The following is a 12,866-nucleotide window of genomic DNA, read 5'->3' on the forward strand; positions in this document are numbered from 1 at the left end:
AAAATAAGGCAGACATTGTAGTATAATTTTCATTAACCCAAACTTGCCTATGAAAATCTCTACTCATGTCAGGCTATTGTGCCTTACATTTTTGATGTGCCTATTTTATATAGGTACCACACAGGCCCAGACCAAGGAGGTGTCTGGTGTTGTTGTTTCCGGTGAGGATAATCTCCCGCTTCCGGGGGTTTCCATCCTTGTAAAAGGTACCACTTCCGGTACAGTCACTGATGTGGATGGAAGGTTTAGAATCGCTGTGAATTCTGACCAGTCTATATTAGTGTTTTCTTTTATTGGTTTTTCAACGCAGGAAGTTGTTGTTGGATCCCAAACTCAGCTTAACATCACACTAGGTCCAGACATGAAATCACTGGCAGAAGTGATAGTGGTGGGTTATGGTGAGCAGAAGAAGGAGACCATCACTGGCTCAGTTGCATCTGTAAAAGGCATGGAACTTGCCAAATCACCGGCCGTGAACCTGTCAAATTCTATTGCAGGCCGTATGGCGGGTGTTGTCGCAGTCAATCGAAGCGGACAGCCGGGAAATGATGGTTCGGCAATCAGGATCAGGGGATCTAACACCTTGGGGAACAATGATGCCTTGATTGTCATTGACGGAATTCCTGCCCGTGCGGGAGGATTGGATCGCCTCAATCCAAACGATATCGAAAGTATTTCGGTATTGAAGGATGCATCTGCGGCCATCTATGGTTCAAGAGCGGCGAATGGGGTAATTCTTGTTACTACAAAAAGAGGTATATCAGGAAAACCTGAATTGACCTTCCAAGTGAATCAGGGTTGGGCACAACCCACCGTCATTCCGGCTTTGGCCGATGCGGCCCAATATGCGGAAATGTTGAATGACCTAAACATTTATGGATTACCTGTTTCTGAATGGGCGGCTGCTAATCAGGCCTTTAAAACCACAGGATCATTCACAAGACCAAATGGGCAGATAAGAAATGCTCCATACAAGCCCAGCGAATTGGAATTATACAGAAACGGATCAGATCCCTGGTTTTATCCCAACACCGATTGGTATAAGGAAACATTGAAAACCTGGTCGCCTCAGTCAAGATATAATATCCAGTTAACTGGAGGAAACGAGAATGTCAAATATTTGACTTCAATAGGTTATCAGAATCAGGATGGCTATTACAAGCAATCAGCCACGGGATACAAACAATATGATATCCGGATGAACTTAGATGCCAACATAAACAAGTTTGTAAAATTGAGCTTGGGCATTATGGGACGTGAGGAGTTCCGTTTTAATCCACCAAGGACAGCTGCAACAATTTTCCGTATGCAAATGAGAGGAAAGCCTAATCAGCCCGCTTTTTGGCCTAATGGACTTCCAGGACCTGACATCGAAAACGGCGAAAACCCTGTAGTAATCACAACTGATCAGATAGGATATAACCGTGATGTGCGAGATTATTTCCAAACCAACGCAAATCTTGAAATCAAAATCCCGGGTGTTGAGGGATTAAAAGTGACAGGAACGGCTGCTGTTGATAAAACAATGCAATTTAATAAAGTATGGCAAGTTCCATGGACACTATATCAACTTGGTCAGGGCTTTGAGGCGGATGGTGTAACTCCGAAATTGGTTCCAAGTAAAAGAGGACCGGCTGATCCTAGTTTGACTGAGCAAAATTTCAATCAATTAAATATTCTTTTGGGTACTGTCGTGAATTATGACAGGACTTTCAATAAAAACCATACCGTCAATTTCCTCGCAGGTTTCAACAAGGAGACTGTTGATGGCAACAACTTTAGTGCTTTCAGAAGATATTTCATCTCCACGGCCATTGATCAAATGTTTGCCGGCGGCGATTTGGAGCGAAACAATAATGGAGGTGCTTTTGAGCGAGCTCGATTAAATTATTTTGGTCGTATGGCTTACAACTACAAAGAGAAATACCTTTTGGAATTCCTTTGGAGATATGACGGTTCTTATATCTTTCCTAAAGAAACCAGATATGGTTTCTTTCCCGGTGTGATGGCAGGCTGGGTTGTGTCGGAAGAGAGCTTCTGGAAAAATTCAATAGGCAAGACCGTGGACTTCTTTAAAATCAGAGGTTCCTGGGGTCAGCTAGGAAATGACCAGATTTTCTTTGGCGGTCAACTTCAGGAATATCAGTTTCTATCCACCTATGGCTTCAGCTCACACATTTTTAACAATACCGAGCAAAAAACACTATTTGAAAGACGTGTTCCGAATCCTTTGATCACTTGGGAAATTGCCAATAATTCTAACTTGGGTTTTGAAGGTCAACTCTTTCAGGGAAAGGTATTCTTCGAAGTTGACTTATTCTACAATAAAAGAACTAATATCCTTTGGCAGAAAAATGCATCAGTACCCCAAAGTACCGGTTTGATCCTTCCTGCTGAAAATATAGGTGAAGTAGAAAACAAGGGCTATGATATCAATCTAGGCTACCGAGGAAACATCGGTGACATTAAATTCTCTGTGGGTGTAAACGGGGGCTATGCCAAAAATAAAATCCTCTTCTGGGATGAAGCTCCAGGAGCTCCAGAATGGCAGCGATCTACCGGTAAACCCATGAATACTTTCTTGGTGTACCAATATGACGGTGTGTTTGCCACACAGGAAGACATCAGTAGTAATCCACTAAATTACTCAGCAATCACTAATAACCTGCGGCCAGGTGATATGAAATACAAGGATATCGACGGCGACGGGGCAATCACGGATAAGGATCGGGTGAGAATGGACAACAATGACATTCCGCTGTTCCAGGGGGGTATGACTTTAAACATGGCCTTCAAAGGTTTTGATTTATCCCTACTCTTTCAAGGTGCTGCGGGTGCCAGACAATATGTAAGTGCAGGTGAATCCGGAAACATAGGCAACTTCCTGCTGGATATCTATGAGAACAGATGGACCATCGATAATCCAAGCAGTGTGCATCCAAGAATTGCCAATAGAAGTGATCAGTATTTCTCCGGGGGAAACACATATTGGTTTAGAAGTTCCGATTACATCCGTTTGAAAAACGTGGAATTGGGATACAATCTTCCTTCAAATCTTGTGGATAGAATCGGAGTCAAAGACCTTAGACTCTACCTAAACGGCCTGAACCTACTCACTTGGGATAAATTAAAAGTTTACGATCCGGAGACGGTAAGTGCCACCGGCCAATACTATCCGCAAGCAAGAGTAATCAATGCAGGTCTTAATGTCACTTTCTAAATTTTGTCAATTATGAAAAGAATAAATAAATATTTGGCTTTTCTGCTTGTGGCTTGTTTCACATTTACTGCTTGTAACGACGACTTTCTCGACACCAAACCATTGGGAGAAGTCGATGAAACCAGCGTTTGGAGCGACATAGCACTTGCAGAAGCTTTTGTCCTTGGAATTTATCAAGGCTTTGGTAATGGCGGCTTTGATGAACAGATGCTGGCTTCCCTTAGTGATGAGGCCATGTTCACACACCCTGGCCGAGGTATCACTACAATTACAGAGGCTCGGTCCAATCCTGCCGATATTGGATGGGTAAATGGTACACTTTCCTGGCAAAATATGTACCTCAGAAGCCGGGCAGCAAATCTAGCAATTGCAAAATTGACCGATCCAAAATTCCCTATTAAAGGGGCTACCACAGATCGTTTGATTGGAGATGCTAAATTCCTGCGCGCTTATTATTCGCATCAGTTACTTCGGTATTATGGAGGATTTCCAATTGTTTCGGAGCCCTATACTCTTAATTCTGAAACTTTTGAAGCAGCAAGAAATACCTTTGAAGAATGTGTGAATTTCATTGTCAAAGATCTAGATGAGTCAGCAGTGCTCTTATTGGGAAAATCTGCAATTCGCGGAAGAGCAACTCAGGCAGCAGCATTGGCGCTGAAATCAAGAGTATTGCTCTATGCGGCAAGTGATCTGCGTGACGGTCCTACTGCAAAAGCAAAATCTTCGACTATTGGAGCCTTTTCTAATATATCACTGATTGCTTATCCTTCCGGAAATAGACAAGAAAGATGGCAAAAAGCCCAGGCTGCAGCAAAGGCTGTCTTGGATATTACCACCGGAAACCAAATGGGATTGAGTGCTCCTGTGGCACATGCTCAGGGAATAACAAACTATATAAATAATTCCATGGCAAGGAATGGCGGGGAAAGAGAAATTCTTTTAGGCCGTTATTTTATCAATCTAAAAGCTGAAGGTGGAGGAAGACAAGGCTTGTTCAATGGACCAAATGGATATAATAACTGGGCAGGAAATACTCCGGTTCAATCTCTCATTGATGATTATGAAATGATGGATGGTACTAAGTTTTCATGGACCAATCCTCAGCACGCGAGTGCTCCATACAATAACAGAGATGCGCGATTCTATGCCTCTGTTCTGTATGATGGTGCACAGTGGAAGCCTCGTTCCACGGCAAATCAGCCCCGTGATCCATTGGGTCAAATCCAGACGGGTTCTTATCAAGTGACCAATGCCTCCGGTGGGATAGTAAATCATCCAGGATTGGATACCAGAAGCAGCCCGATTGAAGATTGGAATGGTAGCTATACCGGTTATTACTTCCGTAAATTCATTGATCCAAATCCTGCTGTCATAGATCAAACTTCCTGGCAGGAAATACCTTGGCCGGTGTTGAGATATACCGAGGTGGTCTTGAATTATGTGGAGGCCTCTATTGAATTGGGTCAGGAAGCTGAAGCAAGGGCATGGCTTAATCAGATCAGGTTTAGAGTGGGCCAACCTGCTGTGACTGAAACCGGTGAAGCACTGAAGGAACGCTATAGAAACGAGCGAAGGATTGAACTGGCATATGAAGAACAACGCTTTCACGATGTCCGTAGATGGATGATTGCCCCTACCATGTTTTCAAGAAAGGCCAACGGAATCAACATCACCGGAACACTTAAACCGGGTAAAACCCTGAGTACCTATCGGTATGATCCGGAGATTTACAATTATGTATACCGAGTGATCGAAATGGATCCAGGTAAAGAAAACCGTCAATGGTTAGACAAAATGTATTTCCTGCCTATCCATCGCGACGAAATGAACAGGAACAAGCTTCTTGTTCAAAATCCGGGATACTAAAAATCCTTCTTAACTTGTCTGAGCTACTTCTTAGGAGGTAGCTCAGACATTATTTATATGAAGACCCTTCAATTACCCTTCAGTTTAATCCTCTTTTCTTGGCTGATTTTTTCCTGTGAGCAGGCTGAAAAAGAGAATCCTGTCCAAGAATCTGCTCCTTCAGATCCAATGTTCCAGTTACTCAGTTCTGAGACCACTGGCATTACCTTTTCAAATCCCATCGAGGAAAACCTCAACCTAAATGTTCTCATGTATGAATACCTCTATAATGGTGGAGGTGTCGCTGTCGGGGATCTCAATCAAGATGGATTGGATGACATTTATTTTTCAGCCAATGTGGGCCAAAATCAACTTTACCTCAATGAAGGTAATCTCAAATTCAAAGATATTACTCAGGCCTCCGGAGCTACTGGCAGACCTGGACCATGGAAAACCGGCGTAGTCCTAGTAGACATCGATGGCGATGGAAAATTGGATATTTACCTCTGTCACTCGGGTGCATTATTGCCTGAGAAAAGGAAAAATGAGCTTTTTGTCAATCAGGGAAATAATGCAGAAGGAATTCCTCAGTTCAAAGAAATGGCTGAAAAATATGGAATTGCCTCAGAAGCCACTACTACCTCTGCAGCGTTTTTTGATTATGACTTAGATGGGGACTTGGATCTTTTTCTTCTGAATCACAATACCAAATCGATTCAAAATCAAGACGCTACTCTCACCAAGAGCCTTCTCAAGGAAAAGCACGAAGCAGGTTCCCAGCTTTTCGAGAATCGTAATGGAAAATTTGTAGAGGTCACCGAAAAAGCCGGGATCTCCAGTTCAAGTCTTTCCTATGGCTTGGGTGTTTCAGTAGCCGATATCAACGGAGACGGATGGCCGGATATATACATCGGCAATGACTACACCATGCCTGATTACTTATATATCAATCAGAAAAACGGAAAATTCAAGGATGAAATCCAGTCTATGCTGAACCACGTTTCTCATTTTTCAATGGGCAATGATATTGCAGATATCAACAATGACGGCTTGCTGGATATTTTCACACTGGACATGCTGCCTGAGGATAACCTTCGGCAAAAGTTGCTCCTCTCGCCGGATAATTTTGAGATGTTTCAACTGAATCTCGATCGAGGATTCTACTACCAATACATGCGTAATATGTTGCATATCAATGTCGGTGATGGGACATTTCAGGAAGTAGGTCAACTGGCCGGGATTTCCAACACAGATTGGAGTTGGTCAGCGCTATTTTCAGATTTTGATCTCGATGGTTGGAAAGATTTGTATGTCACCAATGGCTACTTGAGAGATTACAATAATCAGGATTTCTTGAAGTACATGGATAATTATGTCCGTACAGCAGGAGGCCAATTGAAGCGGGAAGACTTGCTCAATTTGGTTAAGTCCATGAGTTCGTCCAATTTGAAAAATTACACTTTTCGAAATAAGGGAGACCTGACATTTGAAAATGTAAGTACAACTTGGGGACTTACCCAAAACGGCAATAGCAACGGAGCAGCTTATGCAGATTTGGACAATGATGGTGACTTGGACCTAATTATCAACAATATCAATTCCCCGGCCTTCGTCTATGAAAACCTTGCGGTGCAAAAAGGAAAAGGTAATTTTCTGAAAATTGAGCTTAAAGGAGAGGGGCAAAACTCTATTGGCCAAGGAGCACTGGTGAAAGTCTTTTTAGAAGGGAATATTCAGGTCCAGGAGCAAAATATTTACCGGGGTTTTCAGTCTTCTGTTTCTCCGAAAATGGTTTTTGGATTGGGTGAAAAATCAAAGGCTGATTCAATTCATGTGCATTGGCCGGGTGGAAAAGTGTCAAAAATACAAGAAGCCGCTGCAAATCAATCTCATGAAATAGCTCAAATAGAGGCCACTTCAAGCAAGACTTCCCAACCTGCTAAAAACAAGCTTCTATTAACTCGAATTGGGAAGATAGATTTGCCAAAATCTCAGAAAGTAAATGACTTCAAGCGCCAGCCTCTTCTGAGTTTTGGAATTTCTGGCAACGGTAAAGCGATGCTTGTAGAGGACCTCAATGGCGATGGGAAACCAGATATATTTATTGGTGGAGGCGCAGGAATTAGTGCAAGAATAATTTTTGGTCAAAGCTATGGGCAATTTGGAAGGCCGGATTCTGCCGCCTTTGTGTCAGCTGCGATTTCTGAAGATACCGATGCCTTGAGTTTCGATGCAAATGGAGATGGATTTCCAGACCTCTTGGTGGCAAGTGGAGGGATGCACCAGTTTTTCAACGGAGAGCCGGAACTTCAGGATCGCTTATACCTGAATGACGGGAAAGGCAAGTTTACCCTTTCTCCAAACGCGCTTCCAAATGAAGCATTTCCAACGGGTTCATTGACTGCAGGAGATTTCAATGGTGACGGAATTACGGATGTTTTCGTTGGAGGGCGAGTGATACCAGGTCAGTATCCGACCTCACCCGGTGCAAGGATTTGGATTGGAGATGGCAGAGGCAAGTTCACTGACCAAACAACTGTTTTAGCTCCGGAATTTAAGAATTTAGGAATGATTACCGATTCGGATTGGGCGGATCTCAATGGAGATGGCCAAATGGAATTGATCGTGATAGGAGATGCGATGCCGATTTCTATTTTTTCCAAATCGGGCAATACTTGGAAAAATGTCACCTCAGATTATTTCCAAATGTCACAGGTCGGTTTTTGGTCCGATCTGCTGATAGGCGATTGGGACGGCGATGGCAAACCTGAGTTGTTTGTCGGAAATCATGGCAAAAACTCACAGCTTTTTGCAAGTGATACCCAGCCTATGGAATTGCTTTACAAGGATTTTGATGAGAATGGTTCGATGGATGCGATTTTGTCCTCTTACATCCAAGGTGAAAAATATCCTTCTGCCAGCCGAGATGAAGTACTTGGGCAAGTCTTGTTTTTGAAGAAAAGGTATCTGGATTTCAAAAGCTTTTCGGAAGTGAAAATGGATAATCTTTTTACCGCTGAAGAAAGGCAGGACAGTCGGTCAATTTTTATCAACCGATTGGAATCCAGCTATTTTGTAATGGATCTAAGCGGAAAATTTCAATCGAAAGAGATCCCAATTCAAGCCCAGTTTTCTCCTGTTTTTGCATCTTCAAGCATCGATATAGATGGAGATGGAAATAAGGATTTGATTTTTGGTGGAAACCTATTTGATACAAAACTAAAATTTGGAAGGTTTGACGCCAATCATGGTACGGTTTTGCTAGGAAACGGAAAAGGTGAATTCACTGCAATTTCATCTCCCCTTTCCGGACTTTCTTTGAGAGGTGAAATAAGGAAAATTGAAGTGATAGGAGAATATTTGCTTTTCTATGTAAAAGACGATGGAATTCAGATATTTAAGAGCCATTTATCAAAACAATCAAGTCAATAGCGGTAGAATACAGTAAATTGAATTTGTAATTGCCCCCAGCATAATGATGAAAAAGTATCTAGTGGCTTCCGGCCTAATTATCATGAGTTTTCAGTTAAATGAAAGCCCCGTGTTTGAGGCTTATACTCAAAAAATCCCCGGAACTGAGGTTACTTTTGACCTCACTCCAATTCCAGCCGGATCGTTCCTCATGGGATCAAATGACCCAAAATTTCCGGATCAAAACCCACCACATGAAGTTAAGGTGGACGCTTTCTGGATGGGAATTCATGAGGTGACTTGGGATGCTTTCGAGCTTTTTCTGGACAAACACTTTGAGGAATCCATGACTGAAGGAGGATTGGAGGAGCGAGTTGATGGTTTGACTAGGCCAAGTTTGCCCTATTTGGATATGACCTTTGGGATGGGTAAAGATGGCAAACCTGCTGTGGGAATGACCCAATACGGAGCCCTTCAATATTGCCACTGGCTTTATCTTAAAACAGGGATTTTCTATCGAATTCCTACCGAAGCGGAGTGGGAATATGCTGCTCGTGCTGGATCTAAAGAGCGATTTTTCTTCGGAAATGACGCATCAAAGCTTTCAGAATACGCATGGACAAAAGCAAACAGCCAAGTCGGAACACAGCCTGTTGGACAGAAAAAACCGAATGCTTGGGGTCTCTATGATATTTATGGAAATGTGCAGGAATGGACTATGGACCTGTACGAGGCTGATTTTTATTCCAGGTCCAGAAGGGATAACCCCTTAAATCCAGCCGACCAACTTTATCCTCATGTAGTACGTGGAGGGAGCTTCAAGACTCCTGAAGATGAAATTGGATCAGCTTTTCGTAATATTTCTGATCCTACTTGGAAGCGAATCGATCCTCAGATACCAAAGAGTCAGTGGTGGTTTCCCGAAGCTCCATTTATTGGATTGCGAATCGTCAGGCCGCTCATTCCACCTGCTCCTGAAGAAATTCAAGCCTATTACAATCAAGAACCTATTGCTGATTATTAACAACCCTAAATAACCATAATTATGAAAAATTTCAATTCCAGAAGGGACTTTATAAAGACCTCTGCCATGGTCACAGGAGGGATCTTGGCTCCATCTTTTATCGTTCCGGGAGCTTATGCAGCTCCGGCAAATGAACTCAAGCTTGCAGTCATTGGCTGTGGCGGTCGGGGAACAGGTGCAGTTTTTCAGGCTTTTGCCACAGGCCATCCAATTAAATTGGTGGCGATGGCGGATGCGTTTGAAGATCGCGTGGAAAGCAGCTACAAGGCTATTTTTGAAAAACACGGGGCTGACAAAGTGAATGTTCCTAAGGAAAAAAGATTTGTAGGTTTTGATGGGTACAAAAAAGCAATTGCTGAAGCGGATGTAGTAATTCTGGCAGCACCTCCGGGTTTTCGCCCATCCCACTTTGAAGAGGCAGTAAACCAAGGCAAGCAGATTTTTGCAGAAAAGCCGATGGCAACTGACGCTGCCGGTATCCGTAAGGTGTTGGCTGCTGCTGAAGTGGCAAAAGCTAAAAAGCTAAACGTTGTCGTAGGACTTCAGCGTCACTACCAGAATAATTACCGAGAAGTCATGAAGCGAGTACACAACGGTGATCTCGGCGAGATCGTCGGAGGTCAGGTATATTGGAATGATGGGGGCGTTTGGGTAAGAGAACGAAAGCCTGAACAATCCGAAATGGAATACCAAATGCGAAATTGGTATTACTTCAACTGGCTTTGCGGAGATCATATCGTGGAGCAGCATGTCCACAATATTGACATAGCCAACTGGGCTAAAAATGCCTATCCGGTAAAAGCGGAGGGAACCGGAGGTCGAGCAGTCCGAACAGGAAAGGATCACGGGGAAATCTTTGATCACCATGTATTGACATTCACCTATGCGGATGGATCTGTGATTCACTCAGAATGTCGCCACTTCCCCGGTGCAGCCAATCGCGTGGATGAGACATTCCAAGGCACCAAAGGAAAAGTATTCCTGAGTGCAGGCAATCACGGCGTGATGACCGACTGGAAAGGAAATCCAATCTATACCCACGATCGGGAAAATCAGCCAAATCCTTACCAAACCGAGCATGACGAGCTTTGGGCAACCTTGGTGAAAGGCGAATATAAATTCGCCGATGCTGAGAATGCAGCCAAATCTACCATGACCGCAATTATGGGCCGCTATGCGACTTACTCCGGCAAAGTTCTGACTTGGGATGAGGCATTGAACGGTTCGATTGACTTGTTCCCTGATAAATTGGCTTGGGACGCTATGCCAAAACTCCTTCCGGGGGCAGATGGCTATTATCCACATGCAATTCCAGGAAAAACTAAAGTAGTATAAACTATGGAAAGAAGAGGATTTATCAAACGAATGGGACTTGGAAGTGCCATTTTAGGAAGCGCCGGAGCTATGAGTATTCCTGCATTTGCAGGCGAAAAGGCGCATGAACCTACTTTTAAAATGGACTTTGCCCCCCATTTTGGAATGTTTAAAAATTCCGCCCCCGGTGGACTAATTGATGAATTGAAATTCATGGCAGACCAAGGGTTCCGGTCTTTGGAAGATAATGGCATGCTGAAAAGATCGGTAGCCGAACAAGAATTGATAGGTAAGACATTGAATGATCTCGGGATGCGAATGGGCGTTTTTGTGATTGATGGAGGGGATAACTGGAAAGTATCTTTGACCACGGGAAAGCAGGAGTTTCTGGATGTTTTCCTAAAAACCTGCCGGGAGTCAGTGGAAGTGGCCAAACGGGTTGGTGCCAAATGGGCCACGGTGGTTCCTGGATACTTCGAGCGAAATCTACCGATGGGAGTCCAGACTGGTAACGTGATCGAAGCTATGAAGCGTGCAGCAGATATTATTGAGCCATCGGGTTTGATCATGGTCTTGGAGCCTTTGAGTGATAACCCTGACCTCTTTCTTCGACATGCTGATCAGACGTATATGATTTGCAAAGCCGTGGGTAGCCCGAGTTGCAAAATTCTTTACGACATCTATCACATGCAGCGAAACGAGGGGAATCTAATTGCAACGATGGAGAAGACTTGGAGTGAGATCGCCTACATTCAGATTGGGGACAATCCAGGTCGAAAAGAGCCGGGAACAGGTGAGATCCATTATGGAAATGTTTGCAAATACCTTCATTCCAAAGGGTTTACGGGTGTTTTGGGAATGGAACACGGTAATGCTTTACCGGGAGTTGATGGTGAAAAGGCCCTAATCGAAGCATATAGAAAAGTGGATGTAGTATGATGATGAAATTTCTTGGGATCATTGGGTTGTTTTTGGCGGGTATGTGTCAAGCTCAGGATCACCACTGGAAAGAATTTGTTACACCTGTGAAAGCCTCCCTAAGGGGGCTTTCACCCGTTTCGGACCAAGTATGTTGGGCAAGTGGCAGTGGAGGAACATGGCTGCGAACAACCGACGGGGGAAAATCTTGGGATCATGGCGTGATTGAAGGTCTGGATACAGTTGATTTCCGATCGATACATGCTTTTGATGAAAATATAGCGGTAGCAGCATCAGCTGGGCAGCCTGCGGTAATTTTCAGAACCGAAAATGGAGGTAAATCTTGGGAAAAAGTTCATCAGGAAGGCCCGTTGGCTTTTTTTGACGGGATGGCTTTTTTTGACGAAGAAAGAGGGTATGTGATCGGTGATCCGGTTGACGGGTTTTGGATGATTTTAGAGGCGTTAGATGGAGGTAAAAGCTGGAAGTCTTTGGAGAATTTGCCTCTTGCAGAAGAAGGTGAAGCTGCTTTCGCAGCGAGTGGGTCTTCAATGATAACTACTGAAAACAGCTTGATTTTTGGAACAGGAGGGCTGGTCTCAAACCTTCATTTTTATGATTTTACTTCAAAAAATTGGGAAAAGGTAAAAACCCCGATCCTCCAAGGAGAGGCTTCTCAAGGTATTTTTGCCATAGCGGAGTCAGAAAATGGAATTTTCTGTGTTGGTGGAGATTATACTAAACTTGAATTAAGAGAGAAAAACGCTTTTAAATATTCTGGTAAATCTTTTCAGATTCCTTCCGTAGCTCCTTTGGGATATCGGTCTGGTTTGACTTATGATTCAGAGACGGGACTTTTTGTTGCCGTAGGGCCATCTGGGTCTGACTATTCTGCAGATATGGGCAATCATTGGGCGAACTTTTCCTCAACTGGATATCACACTGTAAAAGCCTCTTATGACGGGAAATCAATCTGGGCATCCGGCAGTGGAGGTAGAGTTGGAATTTTGATTCAAAGATAGAAATTCACGATTTTTTTATAACAGTTGTATTGAATCAAACCATTTTTTTATGAAAATGTAAAGTTTTGGCTTTTTCCCCTTTTTATCCAGCTTGTCAGTAGTATATTTA

The 12,866-nt window shown here is 43.4% G+C and carries 7 protein-coding genes; all 7 read left to right on the plus strand.

Features of this window, described 5'->3' with window-relative positions; all coding sequences use genetic code 11:
* Positions 1–49: 49 nt before the first annotated feature.
* The 7 genes from ACK4HU_RS13885 (at position 50) to ACK4HU_RS13915 (ending at position 12,757) form a co-directional block, all read left to right on the plus strand.
* Positions 50–3,220, plus strand: coding sequence for a SusC/RagA family TonB-linked outer membrane protein (locus ACK4HU_RS13885; protein WP_409807705.1), 3,171 nt, complete (start codon positions 50–52; stop codon positions 3,218–3,220).
* Positions 3,221–3,232: 12 nt separating this feature from the next.
* The gene (locus ACK4HU_RS13890; protein ID WP_409807706.1) at positions 3,233–5,089 is read left to right on the plus strand and encodes a RagB/SusD family nutrient uptake outer membrane protein; all 1,857 of its coding nucleotides are present in this window, start codon (positions 3,233–3,235) and stop codon (positions 5,087–5,089) included.
* Positions 5,090–5,146: 57 nt separating this feature from the next.
* Positions 5,147–8,500, plus strand: a complete 3,354-nt coding sequence (locus ACK4HU_RS13895; RefSeq protein ID WP_409807708.1) for a VCBS repeat-containing protein — start codon at positions 5,147–5,149, stop codon at positions 8,498–8,500.
* 82 nt (positions 8,501–8,582) lie between these two features.
* Positions 8,583–9,503, plus strand: a complete 921-nt coding sequence (locus tag ACK4HU_RS13900; protein ID WP_409807709.1) for a formylglycine-generating enzyme family protein — start codon at positions 8,583–8,585, stop codon at positions 9,501–9,503.
* Positions 9,504–9,524: 21 nt separating this feature from the next.
* Entirely contained in the window at positions 9,525–10,838 is a 1,314-nt protein-coding gene (locus ACK4HU_RS13905; RefSeq protein ID WP_409807711.1) for a Gfo/Idh/MocA family protein, read from the plus strand.
* A 3-nt stretch (positions 10,839–10,841) separates the two neighbouring features.
* A complete protein-coding gene (locus tag ACK4HU_RS13910) occupies positions 10,842–11,756 on the plus strand; it encodes a hydroxypyruvate isomerase family protein (protein ID WP_409807713.1) in 915 nt (304 codons plus the stop codon).
* Entirely contained in the window at positions 11,753–12,757 is a 1,005-nt protein-coding gene (locus tag ACK4HU_RS13915; protein ID WP_409807715.1) for a WD40/YVTN/BNR-like repeat-containing protein, read from the plus strand. Before ACK4HU_RS13910 ends, ACK4HU_RS13915 begins: the two co-directional genes overlap by 4 nt.
* Positions 12,758–12,866: the final 109 nt, after the last annotated feature.

Origin of the sequence: Algoriphagus sp. (genome assembly GCF_046296635.1) — a bacterium.
Lineage (GTDB): Bacteria > Bacteroidota > Bacteroidia > Cytophagales > Cyclobacteriaceae > Algoriphagus.

Excerpts from the sequence above, each read along its gene's own strand:
- ACK4HU_RS13895 (WP_409807708.1), top strand. The coding sequence starts at position 5,147 with ATGAAGACCCTTCAATTACCCTTCAGTTTAATCCTCTTTTCTTGGCTG.
- ACK4HU_RS13900 (WP_409807709.1), top strand. The coding sequence starts at position 8,583 with ATGAGTTTTCAGTTAAATGAAAGCCCCGTGTTTGAGGCTTATACTCAA.
- ACK4HU_RS13910 (WP_409807713.1), top strand. The coding sequence starts at position 10,842 with ATGGAAAGAAGAGGATTTATCAAACGAATGGGACTTGGAAGTGCCATT.
- ACK4HU_RS13905 (WP_409807711.1), top strand. The coding sequence starts at position 9,525 with ATGAAAAATTTCAATTCCAGAAGGGACTTTATAAAGACCTCTGCCATG.
- ACK4HU_RS13890 (WP_409807706.1), top strand. The coding sequence starts at position 3,233 with ATGAAAAGAATAAATAAATATTTGGCTTTTCTGCTTGTGGCTTGTTTC.
- ACK4HU_RS13885 (WP_409807705.1), top strand. The coding sequence starts at position 50 with ATGAAAATCTCTACTCATGTCAGGCTATTGTGCCTTACATTTTTGATG.
- ACK4HU_RS13915 (WP_409807715.1), top strand. The coding sequence starts at position 11,753 with ATGATGATGAAATTTCTTGGGATCATTGGGTTGTTTTTGGCGGGTATG.